Origin of the sequence: Citrobacter sp. Cpo040, from assembly GCF_030332915.1 — a bacterium.
GTDB lineage: Bacteria > Pseudomonadota > Gammaproteobacteria > Enterobacterales > Enterobacteriaceae > Citrobacter > Citrobacter portucalensis.
The window spans coordinates 15,931-37,503 of sequence record NZ_JAOWGX010000026.1; the positions used below are offsets into that span (position 1 = coordinate 15,931).

20 protein-coding genes are annotated in these 21,573 nt (G+C 51.5%); 19 read left to right on the forward strand and 1 reads right to left on the reverse strand.

Annotation, left to right across the window (positions count from 1 at the left end; genetic code table 11):
* The first annotated feature begins 118 nt into the window (after positions 1–118).
* The 18 genes from mnmG to phoU all read left to right on the forward strand — a co-directional run bounded on the left by mnmG (position 119) and on the right by phoU (position 19,273).
* The gene (gene mnmG, locus OGX86_RS00870; protein ID WP_003827014.1) at positions 119–2,008 is read left to right on the forward strand and encodes a tRNA uridine-5-carboxymethylaminomethyl(34) synthesis enzyme MnmG; all 1,890 of its coding nucleotides are present in this window, start codon (positions 119–121) and stop codon (positions 2,006–2,008) included.
* A 102-nt stretch (positions 2,009–2,110) separates the two neighbouring features.
* Positions 2,111–2,734, forward strand: coding sequence for a 16S rRNA (guanine(527)-N(7))-methyltransferase RsmG (gene rsmG / locus OGX86_RS00875; protein ID WP_286639047.1), 624 nt, complete (start codon positions 2,111–2,113; stop codon positions 2,732–2,734).
* A 614-nt stretch (positions 2,735–3,348) separates the two neighbouring features.
* Positions 3,349–3,729, forward strand: coding sequence for a F0F1 ATP synthase subunit I (gene atpI / locus OGX86_RS00880; RefSeq protein ID WP_003827019.1), 381 nt, complete (start codon positions 3,349–3,351; stop codon positions 3,727–3,729).
* Positions 3,730–3,736: 7 nt separating this feature from the next.
* The gene (atpB, locus tag OGX86_RS00885; RefSeq protein ID WP_003023792.1) at positions 3,737–4,552 is read left to right on the forward strand and encodes a F0F1 ATP synthase subunit A; all 816 of its coding nucleotides are present in this window, start codon (positions 3,737–3,739) and stop codon (positions 4,550–4,552) included.
* 46 nt (positions 4,553–4,598) lie between these two features.
* The gene (atpE, locus tag OGX86_RS00890; RefSeq protein ID WP_003023794.1) at positions 4,599–4,838 is read left to right on the forward strand and encodes a F0F1 ATP synthase subunit C; all 240 of its coding nucleotides are present in this window, start codon (positions 4,599–4,601) and stop codon (positions 4,836–4,838) included.
* A 59-nt stretch (positions 4,839–4,897) separates the two neighbouring features.
* Positions 4,898–5,368, forward strand: a complete 471-nt coding sequence (gene atpF, locus OGX86_RS00895) for a F0F1 ATP synthase subunit B (protein ID WP_003827022.1) — start codon at positions 4,898–4,900, stop codon at positions 5,366–5,368.
* A 14-nt stretch (positions 5,369–5,382) separates the two neighbouring features.
* Positions 5,383–5,916, forward strand: coding sequence for a F0F1 ATP synthase subunit delta (gene atpH / locus OGX86_RS00900; protein ID WP_003827024.1), 534 nt, complete (start codon positions 5,383–5,385; stop codon positions 5,914–5,916).
* A 12-nt stretch (positions 5,917–5,928) separates the two neighbouring features.
* Positions 5,929–7,470 (forward strand): F0F1 ATP synthase subunit alpha, encoded by a 1,542-nt coding sequence (atpA, locus tag OGX86_RS00905; protein ID WP_003827026.1) that lies wholly within the window; start codon positions 5,929–5,931, stop codon positions 7,468–7,470.
* A gap of 50 nt (positions 7,471–7,520) precedes the next feature.
* Positions 7,521–8,384 (forward strand): F0F1 ATP synthase subunit gamma, encoded by an 864-nt coding sequence (gene atpG, locus OGX86_RS00910; RefSeq protein ID WP_006687765.1) that lies wholly within the window; start codon positions 7,521–7,523, stop codon positions 8,382–8,384.
* Between the two features lie 26 nt (positions 8,385–8,410).
* The gene (gene atpD, locus OGX86_RS00915; protein ID WP_003023806.1) at positions 8,411–9,793 is read left to right on the forward strand and encodes a F0F1 ATP synthase subunit beta; all 1,383 of its coding nucleotides are present in this window, start codon (positions 8,411–8,413) and stop codon (positions 9,791–9,793) included.
* Positions 9,794–9,813: 20 nt separating this feature from the next.
* The gene (locus OGX86_RS00920) at positions 9,814–10,233 is read left to right on the forward strand and encodes a F0F1 ATP synthase subunit epsilon (RefSeq protein WP_003023809.1); all 420 of its coding nucleotides are present in this window, start codon (positions 9,814–9,816) and stop codon (positions 10,231–10,233) included.
* Between the two features lie 671 nt (positions 10,234–10,904).
* Positions 10,905–12,275 carry a bifunctional UDP-N-acetylglucosamine diphosphorylase/glucosamine-1-phosphate N-acetyltransferase GlmU gene (gene glmU / locus OGX86_RS00925; protein WP_008786550.1) on the forward strand — a complete coding sequence of 457 codons (1,371 nt, stop codon included), beginning with the start codon at positions 10,905–10,907 and terminating at the stop codon, positions 12,273–12,275.
* A 240-nt stretch (positions 12,276–12,515) separates the two neighbouring features.
* Positions 12,516–14,345 (forward strand): glutamine--fructose-6-phosphate transaminase (isomerizing), encoded by a 1,830-nt coding sequence (gene glmS / locus OGX86_RS00930; RefSeq protein WP_003827031.1) that lies wholly within the window; start codon positions 12,516–12,518, stop codon positions 14,343–14,345.
* 334 nt (positions 14,346–14,679) lie between these two features.
* Positions 14,680–15,720: a phosphate ABC transporter substrate-binding protein PstS gene (pstS, locus tag OGX86_RS00935; protein WP_003827033.1), complete on the forward strand. Its 1,041-nt coding sequence runs from the start codon at positions 14,680–14,682 to the stop codon at positions 15,718–15,720.
* A 143-nt stretch (positions 15,721–15,863) separates the two neighbouring features.
* Positions 15,864–16,823 carry a phosphate ABC transporter permease PstC gene (pstC, locus tag OGX86_RS00940; protein ID WP_008786549.1) on the forward strand — a complete coding sequence of 320 codons (960 nt, stop codon included), beginning with the start codon at positions 15,864–15,866 and terminating at the stop codon, positions 16,821–16,823.
* Positions 16,823–17,713 (forward strand): phosphate ABC transporter permease PstA, encoded by an 891-nt coding sequence (pstA, locus tag OGX86_RS00945; RefSeq protein ID WP_003827037.1) that lies wholly within the window; start codon positions 16,823–16,825, stop codon positions 17,711–17,713. The genes pstC and pstA overlap by 1 nt, the downstream gene beginning before the upstream one ends.
* A gap of 46 nt (positions 17,714–17,759) precedes the next feature.
* The gene (pstB, locus tag OGX86_RS00950; RefSeq protein ID WP_003023821.1) at positions 17,760–18,533 is read left to right on the forward strand and encodes a phosphate ABC transporter ATP-binding protein PstB; all 774 of its coding nucleotides are present in this window, start codon (positions 17,760–17,762) and stop codon (positions 18,531–18,533) included.
* 14 nt (positions 18,534–18,547) lie between these two features.
* A complete protein-coding gene (phoU, locus tag OGX86_RS00955) occupies positions 18,548–19,273 on the forward strand; it encodes a phosphate signaling complex protein PhoU (protein ID WP_003023824.1) in 726 nt (241 codons plus the stop codon).
* 121 nt (positions 19,274–19,394) lie between these two features.
* Here phoU and yieH read toward each other — a convergent pair whose 3' ends face one another.
* Complete coding sequence (yieH, locus tag OGX86_RS00960) at positions 19,395–20,060, reverse strand: 6-phosphogluconate phosphatase (protein WP_003827040.1); 666 nt, start codon at positions 20,058–20,060, stop codon at positions 19,395–19,397.
* 167 nt (positions 20,061–20,227) lie between these two features.
* On the opposite strand from yieH, the gene adeP reads away from it, so the two are divergent.
* Positions 20,228–21,565, forward strand: coding sequence for an adenine permease AdeP (adeP, locus tag OGX86_RS00965; RefSeq protein WP_003827042.1), 1,338 nt, complete (start codon positions 20,228–20,230; stop codon positions 21,563–21,565).
* Positions 21,566–21,573: the final 8 nt, after the last annotated feature.

Consider the following 21,573-nt stretch of genomic DNA (forward strand, 5'->3'; position numbering starts at 1 on the left):
AAAAGATCTTCTTTTTAATACCCAGGATCCCAGGTCTTTCTCCATCGACTAAAGTTGAGTAGAATCCACGGCCCGGGCTTCAATCCATTTTCACACCGCGTTATGCGAGGCAATTACCATGTTTTATCAGGATCCTTTTGACGTCATCATCATTGGCGGGGGTCATGCAGGCACCGAGGCCGCAATGGCCGCGGCGCGAATGGGTCAACAGACTCTGCTTTTGACACACAATATCGACACTCTGGGGCAGATGAGCTGCAACCCGGCGATCGGCGGTATTGGGAAGGGACACCTGGTAAAAGAAGTGGATGCGCTTGGTGGATTGATGGCAAAAGCGATCGACCATGCCGGTATTCAGTTTAGGATACTAAACGCAAGCAAAGGGCCAGCCGTTCGCGCTACCCGAGCTCAGGCCGATCGTGTGCTCTATCGTCAGGCGGTACGCACTGCGCTGGAGAATCAACCCAACCTGATGATCTTCCAGCAGGCGGTTGAAGATCTGATTGTCGAAAACGATCGCGTTGTGGGTGCAGTAACCCAAATGGGACTGAAGTTCCGTGCCAAAGCGGTCGTATTAACTGTGGGGACTTTCCTCGACGGCAAAATTCATATTGGTCTGGATAACTACAGCGGTGGCCGCGCTGGCGATCCGCCGTCCATCCCGCTGTCACGCCGTCTGCGTGAACTGCCGCTGCGCGTCAGCCGCCTGAAAACCGGTACACCGCCGCGTATCGATGCGCGCACGATTGATTTCAGCGTGCTCGGCCAGCAAAACAGCGATAACCCGATGCCGGTCTTCTCATTCCTGGGCGATGCTTCTCAACATCCGCGCCAGATGCCGTGTTACATCACGCATACCAATGAGAAAACCCATGACGTGATCCGCAATAACCTCGATCGTAGCCCAATGTACGCTGGCGTGATCGAAGGTATTGGCCCACGCTACTGCCCGTCGATCGAAGACAAAGTAATGCGCTTTGCCGATCGTAACCAGCATCAGATCTTCCTCGAACCGGAAGGGCTGACCTCTAACGAAATTTACCCGAATGGCATCTCCACCAGCCTGCCGTTCGATGTGCAGATGCAAATTGTCCGCTCCATGCAGGGGATGGAAAATGCCAGAATCGTCCGCCCAGGCTACGCGATTGAGTATGATTTCTTCGATCCGCGTGACCTGAAACCTACTCTGGAAAGCAAATTCATCCAGGGTCTGTTCTTTGCGGGCCAGATTAACGGTACAACCGGTTATGAAGAAGCCGCCGCACAAGGCATGCTGGCAGGTCTGAACGCCGCACGCTTGTCTGCCGAAAAAGAGGGTTGGGCACCGCGTCGCGATCAGGCTTATCTTGGCGTGCTGGTGGACGACCTGTGTACGCTGGGTACCAAAGAACCGTACCGTATGTTCACATCTCGCGCTGAATACCGTTTGATGCTGCGTGAAGATAACGCCGACCTGCGTCTGACCGAAATTGGTCGTGAACTGGGTCTGGTGGACGATGAGCGCTGGGCTCGCTTCAACGAGAAACTGGAGCGTATCGAACAGGAACGCCAACGTCTTAAATCAACCTGGGTGAATCCGTTAGCGGAGTCCGCAGCAGAAGTGAATGCTCACCTGGCTACACCTCTGTCCCGTGAAGCGAGCGGTGAAGATCTGCTGCGTCGCCCGGATATGACCTATGCTCAGTTGACCTCTTTATCTGCGTTCGCACCCGCGCTTGATGATGCTCAGGCCGCAGAGCAGGTTGAGATTCAGGTGAAATACGAAGGGTATATTGCCCGTCAGCTGGAAGAAATTGAAAGACAACAGCGCAATGAAAACACCCTGTTGCCTGCAACGCTGGATTATCGCCAGGTCTCTGGCTTGTCGAATGAAGTTATCGCTAAGCTGAACGATCACAAACCCGTCTCGATCGGTCAGGCATCGCGTATTTCCGGCATAACGCCTGCCGCCATCTCCATTCTGCTGGTATGGCTGAAAAAACAAGGTATGCTGCGCCGCAGCGCTTGATAACACTATTTTGGCGGGGGCGCTTCGCTTGCCCGCCGTACAAATTTGTAGGCCCGATAAGCGAAAGCGCATCGGGCATTTGATTATTAACAGGTAACGACCGTGCTCAACAAACTCTCTCGTCTGCTGGCTGATGCCGGTATTTCTCTTACCGATCACCAGAAAAATCAGCTGATTGCGTATGTCGATATGCTGCACAAATGGAACAAAGCGTACAACCTGACGTCGGTGCGGGATCCCAACGAAATGCTGGTACGCCATATTCTGGACAGCATTGTCGTTGCACCGTATCTGAAGGGTGAGCGTTTTATCGATGTAGGTACGGGACCGGGCCTGCCGGGAATTCCGCTCTCTATCGTGCGTCCAGAAGTGCATTTCACACTGCTCGATAGCCTGGGAAAACGTGTTCGTTTCTTGCGTCAGGTGCAGCATGAGCTTGCGCTTACTAACATCACTCCAGTGCAAAGCCGTGTTGAAGAATTTCCTTCAGAACCGCCGTTTGATGGGGTGATTAGCCGTGCTTTCGCTTCACTCAATGATATGGTGAGCTGGTGTCACCATTTGCCGGGCCAGAATGGGCGTTTTTATGCGCTAAAAGGGCAGTTGCCTGCAGATGAAATTGATTCGCTGCCAGCAGAATTCAGCGTTGAGTCCGTCGAAAAATTACGCGTTCCGCAGTTGGATGGTGAACGTCATTTGGTGGTTATTAAGCCAAAAAAAATTTAATTTTTATCAAAAAAAATAGAGAAAAAACGGCTTTTCAGGTGTTAAAAGTCATAGGTAATAGTGTGGTTAAATGTCGTTACATTTCACTAGTGCCTTACGGTTTTGCATCATAACTATAACGTACCGTTTTTTGTTAAAAGCGAAACAAGTCAGCTGTGAAAATATCAGTCTGCTAAAAATAGAACGTAAGAATCACCGTTCGTGTTAATTTTTTATTATAAATGTCAATGAGCGGTTTTTTTGTTGTTAGGCGTTGTTTTTGAAATAGTGGCTATTTTTACGCTTAAATATCAAAAAGATGAAAAGGCATCAATTGCCACGTAAATAAATTATGCGAAGGTGAATATGTTCAATATGTGATCTGGTGCACGCTTTGACGCCAGTGTTTTCGCGGCATTTGCAGTTTTGCATGATCGTTCACAGTTTGCCTAAAAGTAATAAATGTGGGTCAGCGAAAAATATTTAAACATTTATTCACTTTTTAGCTACTTATTGTTTGAAATCACGAAGGCGCACCGTATAATTTGTCCGCTTTTTGATGCTTGACTCTAAGCCATAAAGAACGTTTTATACGACACGCGGCATACCTCGAAGGGAGCAGGAGTAAAAACGTGATGTCTATGTCGCTCTTGAGTCGAAACGTTGCTCGTAAGCTTTTGCTCACACAGCTTCTGGTTGTAATAGCAAGTGGATTGCTGTTTAGCCTCAAAGACCCTTTCTGGGGCATCTCCGCGTTGTGTGGAGGATTGGCAGTGTTACTGCCTAATGTGTTGTTTATGATATTTGCCTGGCGTCACCAGGTACATACACCAGCGAAGGGCCGAGTAGCCTGGTCGTTCGCTTTCGGCGAAGCCTTCAAGGTATTAGCGATGCTGGTGTTGTTGGTGGTGGCGTTGGCTGTTTTGAAAGCGGTATTCATGCCGCTGATCGTTACGTGGGTTTTGGTGCTGGTGGTTCAGATACTGGCGCCGGCTGTAATTAACAACAAAGGGTAAAGGCATCATGGCTTCAGAAAATATGACGCCGCAGGATTACATAGGACACCATCTGAATAACCTTCAGTTGGACCTACGTACATTCTCGCTGGTGGATCCGCACAACCCCCCAGCCACCTTCTGGACGCTCAATATTGACTCCATTTTCTTCTCGGTGGTTCTGGGTCTGTTGTTCCTGCTTATGTTCCGTAGCGTAGCCAAAAAGGCGACCAGCGGCGTACCAGGTAAATTTCAGACCGCGATTGAGCTGGTAATCGGCTTTGTGCATGGTAGCGTGAAAGACATGTACCATGGCAAAAGCAAGCTGATTGCTCCGCTGGCCCTGACGATTTTCGTCTGGGTATTCCTGATGAACTTGATGGATTTGCTGCCTATCGACCTGCTGCCGTACATCGGTGAGCATATCTTTGGCCTACCGGCTCTGCGTGTGGTTCCGTCTGCTGACGTGAACATCACCCTGTCGATGGCGCTGGGCGTATTTATCCTCATTCTGTTCTACAGCATCAAAATGAAAGGCATCGGTGGCTTCGCGAAAGAGTTGACGCTGCAGCCGTTCAATCACTGGGCGTTCATCCCTGTCAACTTAATCCTTGAAGGGGTAAGCCTGCTGTCCAAACCAATCTCTCTTGGTCTGCGACTGTTCGGCAACATGTATGCCGGTGAGCTGATTTTCATTCTGATTGCTGGTCTGTTGCCGTGGTGGTCACAGTGGATCCTGAATGTGCCTTGGGCCATTTTCCACATACTGATTATCACGCTGCAAGCCTTCATATTTATGGTTCTGACGATTGTCTATCTGTCGATGGCATCTGAAGAGCATTAATTTACCAACACTACTACGTTTTAACTGAAACAAACTGGAGACTGTCATGGAAAACCTGAATATGGATCTGCTGTACATTGCTGCCGCTGTGATGATGGGTCTGGCGGCAATCGGTGCTGCGATCGGTATCGGCATCCTCGGGGGTAAATTCCTGGAAGGCGCAGCGCGTCAACCGGATCTGATTCCTCTGCTGCGTACTCAGTTCTTTATCGTTATGGGTCTGGTGGATGCAATCCCAATGATCGCTGTAGGTCTGGGTCTGTACGTGATGTTTGCTGTCGCGTAGTAAGCGTTGCTTGAATTAAGAGCAATATCAGAACGTTAACTAGATAGAGGCATTGTGCTGTGAATCTTAACGCAACAATCCTCGGCCAGGCCATCGCGTTTGTCCTGTTCGTTCTGTTCTGCATGAAGTACGTATGGCCGCCATTAATGGCTGCCATCGAAAAACGTCAAAAAGAAATTGCTGACGGCCTTGCTTCTGCAGAACGAGCACATAAGGATCTTGACCTTGCAAAGGCCAGCGCGACCGACCAGCTGAAAAAAGCGAAGGCGGAAGCTCAGGTAATCATCGAGCAGGCGAACAAACGCCGTGCTCAGATCCTGGACGAAGCTAAAACTGAAGCAGAGCAGGAACGTACTAAAATCGTGGCACAGGCGCAGGCGGAAATTGACGCCGAGCGTAAACGTGCTCGCGAAGAGCTGCGTAAGCAAGTTGCTATCCTGGCTGTTGCTGGCGCCGAGAAGATCATCGAACGTTCCGTGGATGAAGCTGCTAATAGCGACATCGTGGACAAACTTGTCGCTGAACTGTAAGGAGGGAGGGGCTGATGTCTGAATTTATTACGGTAGCTCGCCCCTACGCCAAAGCAGCTTTTGACTTTGCCGTTGAGCACCAAAGCATTGACCGTTGGCAGGATATGTTGACGTTCGCCGCTGAGGTGACAAAAAACGAACAAATGGCAGAGCTTCTCTCTGGCGCGCTGGCGCCGGAAACGCTCGCTGAGTCGTTTATCGCCGTGTGCGGTGAGCAGCTGGACGAAAGCGGCCAAAACCTGATTAGGGTTATGGCTGAAAATAACCGTCTGAATGCGCTCCCGGATGTTCTTGAGCAGTTTATTCACCTGCGTGCAGCCAGTGAGGCTATCTCTGAGGTAGAAGTCACTTCTGCCAATGCACTGAGTGATGAACAGCTTACGAAGATTAGTGCTGCGATGGAAAAACGTCTGTCACGCAAAGTTAAGCTGAATTGCAAAATCGATAAGTCTGTAATGGCAGGCGTAATCATCCGAGCGGGTGATATGGTCATTGATGGCAGCGTACGCGGCCGTCTTGAGCGCCTTGCAGACGTCTTGCAGTCTTAAGGGGACTGGAGCATGCAACTGAATTCCACCGAAATCAGCGAACTGATCAAGCAGCGCATTGCTCAGTTCAGTGTTGTGAGCGAAGCTCATAACGAAGGTACTATTGTTTCTGTAAGTGACGGTGTTATCCGCATTCACGGCCTGGCCGATTGTATGCAGGGTGAGATGATTTCCCTGCCGGGTAACCGTTACGCTATCGCACTGAACCTGGAGCGCGACTCCGTAGGTGCAGTTGTGATGGGTCCATACGCTGACCTCGCCGAAGGCATGAAGGTTAAGTGTACGGGTCGTATTCTGGAAGTTCCGGTTGGCCGTGGCCTGCTGGGTCGTGTGGTGAACACTCTGGGTTCCCCGATTGACGGTAAAGGTCCGGTTGATAACGATGGCTTCTCGCCAATCGAAGTTATCGCACCAGGCGTAATCGAACGTCAGTCCGTCGACCAGCCAGTACAGACCGGTTATAAATCTGTTGATGCCATGATCCCAATCGGTCGTGGCCAGCGTGAGCTGATCATCGGTGACCGTCAGACAGGTAAAACTGCGATGGCAATCGATGCCATCATCAACCAGCGTGATTCCGGCATCAAATGTGTGTACGTGGCTATCGGCCAGAAAGCGTCCACCATTTCCAACGTGGTTCGTAAACTGGAAGAACACGGCGCACTGTCCAACACCATCGTTGTTGTGGCGACCGCGTCTGAATCTGCTGCACTGCAATACCTGGCACCATATGCCGGTTGCGCAATGGGCGAATACTTCCGTGACCGCGGTGAAGATGCACTGATCGTTTACGATGACCTGTCTAAACAGGCCGTTGCTTACCGTCAGGTTTCCCTGCTGCTGCGTCGTCCGCCAGGACGTGAAGCATTCCCGGGCGACGTATTTTACCTCCACTCCCGTCTGCTGGAACGCGCATCCCGCGTAAACGCGGAATACGTTGAGAAGTTCACCAATGGTGAAGTTAAAGGTAAAACCGGCTCCCTGACCGCTCTGCCGATTATCGAAACCCAGGCGGGTGACGTTTCTGCGTTCGTTCCGACCAACGTAATTTCCATTACCGATGGTCAGATCTTCCTGGAAACTAACCTGTTTAACTCCGGTATTCGTCCGGCAGTTAACCCGGGTATCTCCGTATCTCGTGTTGGTGGTGCAGCGCAGACCAAGATCATCAAGAAACTGTCCGGTGGTATTCGTACCGCTCTGGCACAGTATCGTGAACTGGCAGCGTTTTCTCAGTTCGCTTCCGACCTGGATGAAGCTACTCGTAAGCAGCTGAGCCATGGTCAGAAAGTAACTGAACTGCTGAAGCAGAAACAGTATGCGCCAATGTCTGTTGCACAGCAGGGTGTGGTGCTGTTTGCGGCTGAACGCGGTTACCTCGAAGATGTGGAACTGGCGAAAATCGGTAGCTTCGAAGCCGCTCTGCTGGCTTACGTTGACCGTGACCACGCTCCGCTGATGCAAGAGATCAACCAGTCCGGTGGCTATAACGATGAAATCGAAGGCAAGCTGAAAGCTATCCTCGATTCCTTCAAGGCAACCCAGTCCTGGTAACGTCTGGCGGTCTGCTTTAGGGCGGACCGCAAGGCATTGAGGAGAAGCTCATGGCCGGCGCAAAAGAGATACGTAGTAAGATCGCAAGCGTCCAGAACACGCAGAAGATCACTAAAGCGATGGAGATGGTCGCCGCTTCCAAAATGCGTAAATCGCAGGATCGCATGGCGGCCAGCCGTCCTTATGCAGAGACCATGCGCAAAGTGATTGGTCACCTTGCGAATGGTAATCTGGAATATAAGCACCCTTACCTGGAAGAACGCGACGTTAAACGCGTGGGCTACCTGGTGGTGTCGACCGACCGTGGTCTGTGCGGTGGCTTGAACATTAACCTGTTCAAAAAGCTGCTGGCGGATATGAAAACATGGTCCGATAAAGGCGTTCAGTGCGATATCGCAATGATTGGCTCTAAGGGCGTGTCTTTCTTTAACTCCGTTGGCGGAAACGTGATCGCTCAGGTAACCGGCATGGGGGATAACCCTTCCCTGTCCGAACTGATCGGTCCGGTTAAAGTGATGCTGCAGGCCTACGATGAAGGTCGTCTGGACAAACTGTACGTTGTCAGCAACAAATTTATTAACACCATGTCTCAGACGCCAACCATCACTCAACTGCTGCCTCTGCCGGCATCAGATGATGATGAATTGAAGCGTAAATCTTGGGATTACCTGTATGAGCCAGACCCGAAAGCGCTGCTGGATACCTTGCTGCGTCGTTATGTCGAGTCTCAGGTTTATCAGGGCGTGGTAGAAAACCTGGCCAGCGAGCAGGCCGCACGTATGGTGGCGATGAAAGCCGCGACCGACAATGGCGGCAGCCTGATTAAAGAGCTGCAGTTGGTATACAACAAAGCTCGTCAGGCCAGCATTACTCAGGAACTCACCGAAATCGTCGGTGGTGCATCCGCGGTATAACCAGGTTAATTCGTAGAGGATTCAAGATGGCTACTGGAAAAATTGTCCAGGTAATCGGCGCCGTGGTTGACGTCGAATTCCCTCAGGATGCCGTACCGCGCGTGTACGATGCTCTTGAGGTTATGAATGGTAAAGAGAGCCTGGTGCTGGAAGTTCAGCAGCAGCTCGGCGGCGGTATCGTACGTACCATCGCCATGGGTTCTTCCGACGGTCTGCGTCGTGGTCTGGAAGTTAAAGACCTCGAACACCCGATCGAAGTCCCGGTAGGTAAAGCAACCCTGGGTCGTATCATGAACGTCCTGGGTCACCCGATCGACATGAAAGGCGATATCGGTGAAGAAGAGCGTTGGGCTATCCACCGCGCAGCACCTTCCTACGAAGAGCTGTCCAGCTCTCAGGAACTGCTGGAAACCGGCATCAAAGTTATCGACCTGATGTGTCCGTTCGCTAAGGGCGGTAAAGTCGGTCTGTTCGGTGGTGCGGGTGTAGGTAAAACCGTAAACATGATGGAGCTGATCCGTAACATCGCGATCGAACACTCCGGTTACTCCGTGTTTGCGGGCGTAGGTGAACGTACTCGTGAGGGTAACGACTTCTACCACGAAATGACCGACTCCAACGTACTGGACAAAGTGTCCCTGGTATATGGCCAGATGAACGAGCCGCCGGGAAACCGTCTGCGCGTTGCACTGACCGGTCTGACCATGGCTGAGAAGTTCCGTGACGAAGGTCGTGACGTTCTGCTGTTCGTTGATAACATCTACCGTTACACCCTGGCCGGTACAGAAGTATCTGCACTGCTGGGTCGTATGCCATCAGCGGTAGGCTACCAGCCGACCCTGGCGGAAGAGATGGGTGTTCTTCAGGAACGTATCACCTCTACCAAAACCGGTTCTATCACCTCCGTTCAGGCGGTATACGTACCTGCGGATGACTTGACTGACCCGTCCCCAGCAACCACCTTTGCTCACTTGGATGCAACCGTGGTACTGAGCCGTCAGATCGCTTCTCTGGGTATCTACCCGGCAGTTGACCCGCTGGACTCCACCAGCCGTCAGTTGGATCCGCTGGTTGTTGGTCAGGAACACTACGACACAGCGCGTGGCGTACAGTCCCTGCTGCAGCGTTATCAGGAACTGAAAGACATCATCGCCATCCTGGGTATGGATGAACTGTCTGAAGAAGATAAACTGGTGGTAGCACGTGCGCGTAAGATCCAGCGCTTCCTGTCCCAGCCGTTCTTCGTTGCGGAAGTATTCACCGGTTCTCCGGGTAAATACGTTTCCCTGAAAGACACCATCCGTGGCTTTAAAGGCATCATGGAAGGCGAATACGACCACCTGCCAGAGCAGGCGTTCTACATGGTTGGTTCTATCGACGAAGCCGTGGAAAAAGCCAAAAAACTTTAACGCCTTAATCGGAGGGTGATATGGCAATGACTTACCACCTGGACGTCGTCAGCGCAGAGCAACAAATGTTCTCTGGTCTGGTCGAGAAAATCCAGGTAACGGGTAGTGAAGGTGAACTGGGTATTTTCCCGGGTCACGCACCGCTGCTCACCGCCATTAAGCCTGGTATGATCCGCATCGTTAAACAGTTCGGTCATGAAGAGTTTATCTATCTGTCCGGCGGCATTCTTGAAGTGCAGCCTGGCAGTGTGACCGTACTGGCTGATACCGCGATTCGCGGACAGGATCTCGATGAAGCGAGAGCCCTGGAAGCGAAGCGTAAGGCTGAAGAGCATATCAAGAGCTCTCATGGTGACGTGGATTACGCTCAGGCATCTGCGGAACTGGCCAAAGCGATCGCGAAACTGCGCGTTATCGAGTTGACCAAAAAAGCGATGTAACACCGGCTTGAAAAGCACAAAGGCCAGTCTGGTTTCCAGGCTGGCTTTTTTTATGGATTTGTTTCAGTAAAAGTGGAACTAAAAAGCTGTTTTATTATTTTGTGATTTACATCACAAAAATGTTGATCGGTTAAAAAATGAGGCGTAAACTCTTTTTTGTGTGATGTGTGTCACAAAATTAATTCAGATAAAAACAGGATACCAACATGAAATTGTTTAACAAAATCATCGCCCTTTTCAGCAGCATGGACGTTTAGTCGTTCCCTACCTGCTCTGTGGCGCGATGCTTAATACGGTTTATCAGCTAGCGCCATCGTTATTAAATCCCCCTCCTTCGCTGTATCATTTGTTCTCTGTCTTTCCCCCTCAATTTTCCCTACCCGTTTTTCTGCTTCTCACTGAATCACATAAATAAAATCGTATTATGCTGATGTAATGCTTTATTCATGCGGTAAAAAAATAGCAAAAACATTAACCTAAGGCTTTAATAAGAGCAGACTCTTGGTTTTTGGGAGACAAAAGACGCAGATATAGACGAAAATAGTGAGTTATCAGATGGGGAATCCCCCCTGTTGAACGTTTTATCTTCGGTCCATTTCACGCTGAAAAAAATGTAGTATTTTCAATGTGAAACGGTATAAATTCGTTCTCAAATTACAGTCAGGACGTGTATGTTGAATAATGCTATGAGCGTTGTGATCCTTGCCGCAGGCAAAGGCACGCGTATGTATTCCGATCTTCCTAAAGTGCTGCACACCCTCGCAGGAAAGCCGATGGTTCAGCATGTCATTGATGCAGCTAATGAATTAGGTGCGACTCATGTACACCTTGTCTACGGACACGGTGGCGATCTGCTTAAGCAAACGCTGAAAGATGGCAATCTGAATTGGGTTCTGCAGGCTGAGCAGTTGGGTACCGGCCATGCAATGCAGCAGGCGGCGCCATTCTTTAGTGATGACGAAGACATTTTAATGCTCTATGGCGATGTGCCGCTGATCTCTACCGATACCTTACGTCGCCTGCGTGAAGCCAAACCGCAGGGTGGTATCGGTTTGTTAACGGTAAAACTGGACGACCCTTCCGGCTATGGGCGTATTACCCGTGATAACGGCAAAGTTACTGGCATTGTTGAGCATAAAGATGCCACTGACGAGCAGCGTCAAATCCAGGAAATCAACACTGGCATTCTGATTGCCAACGGCGCTGACATGAAGCGTTGGCTGTCTAAACTGACCAACAACAACGTGCAGGGTGAATACTACATCACCGATATCATCGCGATGGCGTATCAGGAAGGACGTGAAATTGCGGCAGTTCATCCGGCACGAATCAGTGAAACGGAAGGGGTAAATAACCGCCTTCAGTTATCCCGTCTGGAACGTGTTTATCAGTCTGAGCAGGCAGAAAAACTGCTGTTGGCGGGCGTGATGCTGCGCGATCCTGCACGTTTTGATCTCCGCGGTACGCTGATTCACGGGCGCGATGTTGAAATTGATACTAACGTTATCATTGAAGGTAACGTAACCGTTGGGGATCGCGTCAAGATTGGCGCTGGCTGTATCATCAAAAACAGCGTGATTGGTGAGGGGTGTGAGCTTAGCCCGTACAGTGTGGTGGAAGATGCCCATCTGGAAGCCGCTTGCACCATCGGTCCATTCGCGCGTCTGCGCCCGGGTGCAGAGCTGCAGGAAGGCGCACACGTGGGTAACTTCGTCGAAATGAAAAAAGCGCGTCTGGGTAAAGGCTCTAAAGCTGGTCATTTGACCTATCTGGGCGATGCGGAAATTGGCGATAACGTGAATATCGGCGCGGGTACGATCACCTGTAACTACGATGGTGCCAATAAGTTTAAAACCATTATTGGTGATGATGTGTTTGTGGGTTCTGATACTCAGCTGGTGGCACCTGTCACCGTGGGTAAAGGTGCGACGATTGCAGCAGGAACCACCGTAACGCGTAATGTCGCCGATAACGAATTGGTATTAAGCCGTGTACCTCAGGTCCATAAACAGGGCTGGCAGCGTCCGGTGAAGAAGAAGTAATTTATTTTTGCCGGATGGCGGCTTTGCCTTATCCGGCCTACGTGCGGTGACGTTCTGTAGGCCTGATAAGCGTGAGCGCCATCAGGCAGACAAGAGATGAGGGGATAATATAATCCTCCGCTCAACAAGCAGTACCTATAAAAATAACCCCACTCTCTACAAGGCTCGGGGCGCCCGGAATACGGGTATCAGGTTGACCGACAACGACAGGCACAATGCCTAAATTCGGAATCAAAAAATATGTGTGGAATTGTTGGCGCTATCGCGCAGCGTGATGTAGCTGAAATCCTTCTCGAAGGTTTACGTCGTCTGGAATATCGTGGTTATGACTCTGCTGGTCTGGCCGTTGTCGATGCTGAAGGCAACATGACCCGTCTGCGTCGTTTGGGTAAAGTGCAGATGCTGACTGCTGCTGCGGAAGAACATCCGCTGCATGGTGGTACTGGTATTGCTCACACCCGCTGGGCGACACACGGTGAACCTTCAGAAGCGAACGCGCATCCCCATGTTTCTGAACACATTGTTGTGGTGCATAACGGCATCATTGAAAACCATGAACCACTGCGTGAGCTGTTGAAAACGCGTGGCTACACCTTTGTTTCTGAAACCGACACCGAAGTGATTGCTCACCTGGTGCACTGGGAGCTGGAACAGGGTGGTACGCTGCGTGAAGCCGTGCTGCGCACTATTCCGCAGCTGCGCGGTGCCTACGGCACGGTGATCATGGATACCCGTAACCCGGAAACCCTGCTGGCGGCCCGTTCTGGCAGCCCGCTGGTGATTGGTCTGGGTATGGGTGAGAACTTTATCGCTTCCGATCAGCTGGCACTGCTGCCGGTAACCCGTCGCTTCATCTTCCTGGAAGAGGGCGACATCGCGGAAGTAACCCGTCGTTCGGTCTCTATTTTCGACAAGTCTGGCGCGGAAGTGAAACGTCAGGATATCGAATCTAATCTGCAATACGATGCGGGCGAAAAAGGTATTTATCGCCACTACATGCAGAAAGAGATCTACGAACAGCCGAACGCAATTAAAAACACGCTGACCGGCCGTATCAGCCACGGTGAAGTGGATTTAAGCGAGCTGGGTTCGCATGCCAACGAGCTGCTGTCTCAGGTTGAGCATATCCAGATTATCGCCTGCGGTACGTCGTACAACTCCGGTATGGTGTCCCGCTACTGGTTTGAATCACTGGCTGGCATTCCTTGTGATGTCGAAATTGCTTCCGAATTCCGCTATCGCAAATCCGCCGTGCGTCGTAACAGCCTGATGATCACCCTTTCCCAGTCTGGTGAAACGGCAGATACCCTGGCGGGTCTGCGCTTATCCAAAGAGTTGGGCTATCTGGGCTCGCTGGCTATTTGTAACGTACCGGGCTCTTCTCTGGTGCGCGAATCCGACCTGGCGATGATGACCAATGCCGGTACCGAAATCGGCGTGGCCTCCACGAAAGCATTTACCACTCAGCTGACCGTTCTGCTGATGCTGGTGGCGAAACTGTCTCGTCTGAAAGGCCTGGATGTGGCTATTGAGCAGGAAATCGTTCACGGTCTGCAGGCGCTGCCGAGCCGTATTGAGCAGATGCTGTCTCAGGACAAACGCATTGCCGCTCTGGCTGAAGGATTCTCTGATAAACACCATGCGCTGTTCCTGGGCCGCGGCGATCAGTACCCGATTGCGCTGGAAGGTGCGCTGAAGCTGAAAGAGATCTCTTATATTCACGCTGAAGCTTATGCCGCAGGCGAACTGAAACACGGTCCGCTGGCGCTGATTGATGCCGATATGCCGGTTATCGTGGTTGCGCCGAACAACGAACTGCTGGAAAAACTGAAGTCCAACATTGAAGAAGTTCGCGCCCGTGGCGGTCAGCTGTACGTCTTTGCTGACCAGGATGCTGGCTTTACCAGCAGCGAAAACATGCACATCATTGAGATGCCGCATGTGGAAGAGGTGATTGCACCGATCTTCTATACCGTTCCGCTGCAGTTGCTGGCGTATCATGTGGCGCTGATTAAAGGCACCGACGTGGATCAGCCGCGTAACCTGGCGAAGTCGGTTACCGTAGAGTAATCCGTACCTAACTGAACTGAAAATGCCCTGCTATAAGCGGGGCATTTTTTTAAACTTGTTCTGTTTTTAATCAATTATCCCGCCTGTTTTATGTGACAAACCGTCATCTTCAGCTACTGTTTGCAGTGTCATAAAAAGAAAATTTTAGCGAAATGTTATTGTCATGGTAATGGTTAACGTTTTGTTTTAAATGTATTTTTAGGTAAATAACTTCTCGTATTTTTCATTGTCATAAAACTGTCATATTTCGTACATTTAACTGTCACCTGTTTGTCCTATTTTGCTCACAGTAGCAACTCAAACAACGATTTACGAAAACCGTGCAGGAGACATTATGAAAGTTATGCGTACCACTGTCGCAACTGTTGTCGCCGCGACCTTATCCATGAGCGCGTTCTCTGCGTTTGCAGCAGCGAGCCTGACAGGTGCAGGTGCAACCTTCCCTGCGCCAGTGTATGCCAAATGGGCAGATACCTATCAGAAAGAGACCGGTAGCAAAGTAAACTACCAGGGTATCGGCTCCTCCGGTGGTGTAAAACAAATTACGGCCAATACCGTTGATTTCGGCGCTTCTGATGCCCCGCTGTCTGACGAGAAACTGGCACAAGAAGGCCTGTTCCAGTTCCCGACCGTTATCGGCGGTGTGGTGCTGGCGGTGAATATCCCTGGACTGAAATCCGGCGAGCTGGTGCTTGATGGTAAAACGCTGGGCGACATCTACCTCGGTAAAATTAAGAAGTGGGATGACGAAGCCATCACCAAACTGAACCCAGGTCTGAAGCTGCCTTCGCAGAATATCGCTGTTGTGCGCCGCGCTGATGGTTCCGGTACTTCCTTCGTCTTCACTAGCTACCTGGCGAAAGTGAACGAAGAGTGGAAATCTAAAATTGGTTCTGGCTCTACCGTAAACTGGCCGACCGGTCTGGGCGGTAAAGGTAACGACGGTATCGCCGCGTTCGTACAGCGTCTGCCGGGTTCTATCGGTTACGTTGAGTACGCTTACGCTAAGCAGAACAACCTGGCGTACACCAAGCTGGTCTCTGCTGATGGTAAACCGGTAAGCCCGACCGAAGAAAACTTTGCCAACGCCGCTAAAGGCGCTGACTGGAGCAAAACTTTCGCTCAGGATCTGACTAACCAGAAAGGTGACGATGCGTGGCCAATCACTTCCACCACCTTCATCCTCGTCCATAAAGAGCAGAAGAAGCCTGAGCAGGGCGTTGAAGTGCTGAAATTCTTCGACTGGGCATACAAAAATGGTGGCAAACAGGCTAATGACCTGGATTACGCCAGCCTGCCGGACAGCGTGGTTGAGCAGATTCGTGCTGCATGGAAGACCAACGTGAAAGACAGCAGCGGTAAAGCGCTGTACTAATAGAATATCTTTAACGAGTTGGCGGATGGCGCTACGCTTATCCGCCCTACAGTTCCGACTGTAGGCCCAATTTGTAGGCCGGATAAGCGTAGCGCCATCCGGCAGGGCAATTTCGTAAACGCGTTTAACTTAAAGAGTGATTTATGGCTGCAACCAAGCCTGCTTTTAACCCACCGGGTAAAAAGGGTGACATGATATTCAGCGCGCTGGTAAAACTGGCTGCGCTGATTGTGCTATTGATGTTGGGTGGCATTATTGTCTCTCTGGTTATCTCCTCCTGGCCAAGCATTCAGAAATTTGGTTTCTCCTTTTTGTGGACCAAAGACTGGGATGCGCCGAACGATATCTACGGCGCGCTGGTACCGATTTACGGTACGCTGGTCACCTCGTTTATTGCATTGCTGATTGCCGTTCCGGTGAGTTTCGGCATTGCGTTATTCCTGACGGAACTTGCACCCGGTTGGCTGCGTCGCCCGTTGGGTATCGCTATTGAACTGCTGGCAGCAATTCCGAGTATCGTATACGGCATGTGGGGCCTGTTTATCTTTGCCCCGCTGTTTGCGACGTACTTCCAGGAGCCGGTCGGAAACATCCTTTCCAACATTCCGTTTGTTGGCGCACTGTTTGCTGGCCCGGCGTTTGGTATCGGTATTCTGGCGGCTGGTGTGATCCTCGCTATCATGATCATTCCGTACATTGCTGCGGTTATGCGTGATGTGTTCGAACAAACGCCGGTGCTTATGAAAGAGTCAGCCTACGGCATCGGCTGTACCACCTGGGAAGTTATCTGGCGTATCGTCCTGCCGTTCACCAAAAATGGTGTGATCGGTGGTGTGATGCTGGGTCTGGGCCGCGCGCTGGGTGAAACCATGGCGGTGACCTTTATCATTGGTAACACCTACCAGCTCGATAGCGCCTCGCTGTACATGCCGGGCAACAGTATTACCTCTGCGCTGGCGAATGAATTTGCCGAAGCGGAATCGGGGCTGCACGTTGCTGCGTTGATGGAACTGGGTCTGATTCTGTTTGTGATCACCTTCATCGTACTGGCGGCGTCTAAGTTCATGATCATGCGCCTTGCGAAGAACGAGGGGGCACGCTAATGGCTACGCTTGAAATGCAAAACACCACTGCGCTGGCGGAGTCCCGCCGTAAAATGCAGGCACGTCGCCGTCTGAAGAACCGCATCGCGCTGACGCTCTCTATGGCGACCATGGCGTTCGGTCTGTTCTGGCTCATTTGGATCCTGATGTCCACGATCACCCGTGGTATTGACGGTATGTCGCTGGCGCTGTTCACCGAAATGACGCCTCCGCCGAATACAGCGGGTGGTGGTCTGGCGAACGCCCTGGCCGGTAGCGGACTGTTAATTCTGTGGGCGACCGTGTTTGGTACTCCGCTTGGCATTATGGCGGGTATCTACCTGGCAGAGTACGGACGTAAGTCCTGGCTGGCCGAGGTTATCCGCTTTATCAATGACATTCTGCTGTCTGCGCCATCAATCGTAGTCGGTCTGTTCGTTTACACCATCGTGGTAGCAAAAATGGAGCACTTCTCTGGCTGGGCGGGCGTTATCGCGCTGGCGCTGCTGCAGGTGCCCATTGTTATCCGTACCACGGAGAACATGCTCAAGCTGGTGCCGGATAGCCTGCGTGAAGCTGCCTATGCACTGGGTACGCCGAAATGGAAGATGATTTCTGCGATCACCCTGAAGGCGTCTGTCTCGGGGATCATTACAGGTGTTCTGTTAGCGATTGCTCGTATCGCAGGTGAAACGGCTCCGCTGCTGTTTACGTCGCTCTCCAACCAGTTCTGGAGCACCGACATGATGCAGCCTATCGCCAACCTGCCGGTCACTATCTTTAAGTTTGCTATGAGCCCGTTTGCTGAGTGGCAGCAACTGGCCTGGGCCGGGGTACTGATTATTACCCTGTGCGTACTGCTGCTGAACATTCTGGCGCGCGTCATTTTCGCGAAGAAGAAACACGGTTAATTTTTACGGCGTGGCTGATGCGGCGCCGGATGAGGAAGAGATTGAAATGAGTATGGTTGATACTGCCCCGGGTAAGATTCAGGTTCGTGATTTGAACTTCTACTATGGCAAATTCCATGCCCTGAAGAACATCAACCTGGATATAGCTAAAAACCAGGTAACGGCGTTTATCGGGCCGTCAGGCTGTGGTAAATCGACGCTGCTGCGTACGTTCAACAAAATGTTTGAACTGTACCCGGAGCAGCGTGCGGAAGGTGAAATCCTGCTGGATGGCGACAATATTCTCACCAATACCCAGGATATCGCTCTGCTGCGTGCCAAAGTGGGTATGGTATTTCAGAAGCCGACGCCGTTCCCGATGTCCATCTACGACAACATTGCTTTTGGCGTACGTCTGTTTGAGAAACTCTCGCGTGCGGATATGGACGAGCGTGTGCAGTGGGCATTGACCAAGGCCGCATTGTGGAACGAAACCAAAGATAAATTACACCAGAGCGGGTACTCTCTCTCGGGTGGTCAGCAGCAGCGTCTGTGTATTGCGCGTGGTATCGCCATTCGCCCGGAAGTGCTTCTGCTTGATGAGCCATGTTCAGCGCTCGACCCTATTTCTACCGGGCGTATCGAAGAGCTGATCACTGAGCTGAAAGAGGATTACACCGTCGTTATCGTTACCCACAACATGCAGCAGGCTGCGCGTTGTTCCGATCACACGGCATTTATGTATCTGGGCGAGTTGATTGAGTTCAGCAACACGGACGATCTGTTCACCAAGCCCGCGAAGAAACAAACTGAAGATTACATCACCGGTCGTTACGGCTGATTCAGGAGCTTGTTGTGGATAACCTTAACCTTAATAAACATATTTCCGGCCAGTTCAATGCAGAGCTGGAAAGCATCCGTACCCAGGTGATGACCATGGGCGGCATGGTCGAGCAGCAGCTTTCTGATGCAATCACGGCGATGCACAACCAGGACAGCGAGCTGGCGAAGCGCGTCATTGAAGGCGATAAGAACGTTAACATGATGGAAGTGGCGATCGACGAAGCCTGCGTGCGTATCATCGCCAAGCGTCAACCGACAGCGAGCGACCTGCGTCTGGTGATGGCTATTATCAAAACCATCGCTGAGCTGGAACGTATTGGCGACGTGGCGGACAAAATTTGCCGTACCGCGCTGGAGAAGTTCTCGCAACAGCACCAGCCGCTGCTGGTAAGCCTGGAATCACTGGGCCGCCACACCGTACAAATGCTGCATGACGTGCTGGATGCGTTTGCGCGTATGGATCTGGACGAAGCAGTGCGTATTTATCGCGAAGATAAGAAAGTTGACCAGGAATATGAAGGCATCGTGCGTCAGCTGATGACTTATATGATGGAAGACCCACGTACCATTCCAAGCGTGCTGACCGCGCTGTTCTGCGCACGTTCCATCGAACGTATCGGTGACCGCTGCCAGAATATCTGCGAATATATCTTCTACTTCGTGAAGGGACAAGACTTCCGTCACGTGGGCGGGGATGAGCTGGATAAGCTGCTGGCGGGCAAAGATCCGAAGGAATAAGTAGCTTGTTGCGTTCGCCGGATTCCCCCGGCGTCGCTATTGTAGGCCGGATAAGGCGTTACGCCGCATCCGGCATTCTGCGCCATTCACCTGATGGCGCTTTGCTTATCGGGCCTACTGTTTATTCGACGATATTCCAACCCCGCGCCTTCCACAATTCCGGCAATTGTGCCAGATCGGTAAACGTCGTCACTTTTGGATGATCGATCGGTTTGTTATGCGGATCGGCGCAGAAGTAGAACACCTCCATCCCGGCGGCAATCCCTGCCTGCGCACCTGCGCTGGAATCATCAACCAGAATGCAGTTCTCAACATTAACATCCATCGCTTTCGCCGCATGGAACATCAGGGCCGGATCGGGCTTCCAACGCTGAATATCGTAGCCGCTGAACAGTAAATCAGGGAAATGGTGCAACATGCCCAGCTTACCCAGCGAATGCTGCATTTTGCTGACCGGACCGTTAGAGACCACACACATTGGTACGGCCATGCTGTCCAGTAGCGCATTGGCACCGGCAATCACCTCCAGTTCCGTATCGAACAGACGTGCGACCTCAGCGCGGTAAACCGGTTCTAAATCGGCTTTTGCCAGTTCGACACCGTGCTCTTCGTTGATAATGTCGATGATCTCGTACAGCTTTACCCCCTTGAAGCGTTTGAAAATTTCTTCAAGATCGAGCGTAATGCCAAACGCCTGGAACATGCTGACATACGCGCGAGAACAAATCACTTCACTGTCGACAAGGGTACCGTCACAGTCAAAAAATACGGCTTCTATCTGGGACATGTCATTTCCGTTTTAACAAGTTTAACGTTTTCGTAATGCATTATTGGGCGACGCAATCGTTGCCGTATAAGCAAAATCAATGAAAAAAGTTGCTCATAACCCAACCCTATTGTCGCATTTTGGTATAGGATAGCGACGAATTTTCCCTCCTTGTTCGGAAATTGATAATGAGTCAACAACACACAACCCAGGCTTCTGGCCAGGGGATGCTGGAACGCGTGTTCAAACTGCGCGAACATGGCACGACGGCACGGACCGAAGTGATCGCCGGTTTAACGACCTTCCTGACGATGGTGTATATCGTTTTTGTTAACCCGCAAATTCTTGGCGTGGCTGGCATGGATACCAGCGCTGTCTTTGTTACCACCTGCCTTATTGCTGCATTTGGTAGCATCCTGATGGGCCTGTTTGCCAACCTGCCGGTCGCACTTGCGCCTGCTATGGGCCTGAACGCATTCTTCGCTTTCGTGGTCGTTGGCGCGATGGGGCTGTCATGGCAGATTGGTATGGGCGCTATCTTCTGGGGCGCTGTTGGTCTGCTGCTGCTGACGATTTTCCGCGTTCGTTACTGGATGATTGCCAATATCCCGGTTAGCCTGCGTGTGGGGATCACCAGTGGTATTGGTCTGTTCATCGGCATGATGGGACTGAAAAACGCCGGTGTTATCGTCGCCAACAAAGACACGCTGGTGTCTATCGGTAACCTGACGTCCCACAGCGTACTGCTCGGTATCCTGGGCTTCTTTATCATCGCGATTCTGGCGTCACGTAACATTCACGCGGCGGTGCTGATTTCTATCATCGTAACCACGCTGCTGGGTTGGATGCTGGGCGATGTTCATTACAACGGTATCGTTTCTGCGCCACCGAGCGTGATGTCCGTTATCGGACATGTCGACCTGGCCGGTTCATTTAACATTGGCCTGGCGGGTGTGATTTTCTCGTTCATGCTGGTTAATCTGTTCGACTCCTCCGGTACGCTGATTGGCGTTACGGATAAAGCCGGTCTGGCGGATGCGAAGGGCAAGTTCCCGCGCATGAAGCAAGCGCTGTATGTGGATAGCGTGTCGTCGGTTACCGGGGCGTTTATCGGGACTTCTTCCGTTACTGCGTATATCGAATCTTCTTCCGGGGTTTCGGTCGGTGGACGTACCGGTCTGACCGCCGTGGTCGTTGGTCTGCTGTTCCTGCTGGTTATCTTCCTGTCGCCGCTGGCGGGGATGGTACCGGGCTATGCAGCAGCAGGTGCGCTGATTTACGTTGGCGTCCTGATGACATCAAGCCTGTCGCGCGTGAAGTGGGATGACCTTACAGAAGCGGTTCCGGCGTTTATTACTGCCGTGATGATGCCATTTAGCTTCTCAATTACCGAAGGTATTGCTCTGGGCTTTATTTCTTACTGCGTGATGAAGATTGGTACCGGACGTTTCCGCGATCTCAGCCCGTGCGTCATCATTGTCGCGCTGCTGTTTGTGCTGAAGATTGTGTTTATCGACGCGCACTAATCGTTGTT

Bases quoted from the DNA above. Each gene is read 5' to 3' on its own strand.
- mnmG (WP_003827014.1), top strand. From the start codon at position 119: ATGTTTTATCAGGATCCTTTTGACGTCATCATCATTGGCGGGGGTCAT.
- atpI (WP_003827019.1), top strand. From the start codon at position 3,349: ATGTCTATGTCGCTCTTGAGTCGAAACGTTGCTCGTAAGCTTTTGCTC.
- atpB (WP_003023792.1), top strand. From the start codon at position 3,737: ATGGCTTCAGAAAATATGACGCCGCAGGATTACATAGGACACCATCTG.
- atpE (WP_003023794.1), top strand. From the start codon at position 4,599: ATGGAAAACCTGAATATGGATCTGCTGTACATTGCTGCCGCTGTGATG.
- atpH (WP_003827024.1), top strand. From the start codon at position 5,383: ATGTCTGAATTTATTACGGTAGCTCGCCCCTACGCCAAAGCAGCTTTT.
- atpA (WP_003827026.1), top strand. From the start codon at position 5,929: ATGCAACTGAATTCCACCGAAATCAGCGAACTGATCAAGCAGCGCATT.
- atpG (WP_006687765.1), top strand. From the start codon at position 7,521: ATGGCCGGCGCAAAAGAGATACGTAGTAAGATCGCAAGCGTCCAGAAC.
- atpD (WP_003023806.1), top strand. From the start codon at position 8,411: ATGGCTACTGGAAAAATTGTCCAGGTAATCGGCGCCGTGGTTGACGTC.
- OGX86_RS00920 (WP_003023809.1), top strand. From the start codon at position 9,814: ATGGCAATGACTTACCACCTGGACGTCGTCAGCGCAGAGCAACAAATG.
- glmU (WP_008786550.1), top strand. From the start codon at position 10,905: ATGTTGAATAATGCTATGAGCGTTGTGATCCTTGCCGCAGGCAAAGGC.
- glmS (WP_003827031.1), top strand. From the start codon at position 12,516: ATGTGTGGAATTGTTGGCGCTATCGCGCAGCGTGATGTAGCTGAAATC.
- pstS (WP_003827033.1), top strand. From the start codon at position 14,680: ATGAAAGTTATGCGTACCACTGTCGCAACTGTTGTCGCCGCGACCTTA.
- pstC (WP_008786549.1), top strand. From the start codon at position 15,864: ATGGCTGCAACCAAGCCTGCTTTTAACCCACCGGGTAAAAAGGGTGAC.
- pstA (WP_003827037.1), top strand. From the start codon at position 16,823: ATGGCTACGCTTGAAATGCAAAACACCACTGCGCTGGCGGAGTCCCGC.
- pstB (WP_003023821.1), top strand. From the start codon at position 17,760: ATGAGTATGGTTGATACTGCCCCGGGTAAGATTCAGGTTCGTGATTTG.
- yieH (WP_003827040.1), bottom strand. From the start codon at position 20,060: ATGTCCCAGATAGAAGCCGTATTTTTTGACTGTGACGGTACCCTTGTC.
- adeP (WP_003827042.1), top strand. From the start codon at position 20,228: ATGAGTCAACAACACACAACCCAGGCTTCTGGCCAGGGGATGCTGGAA.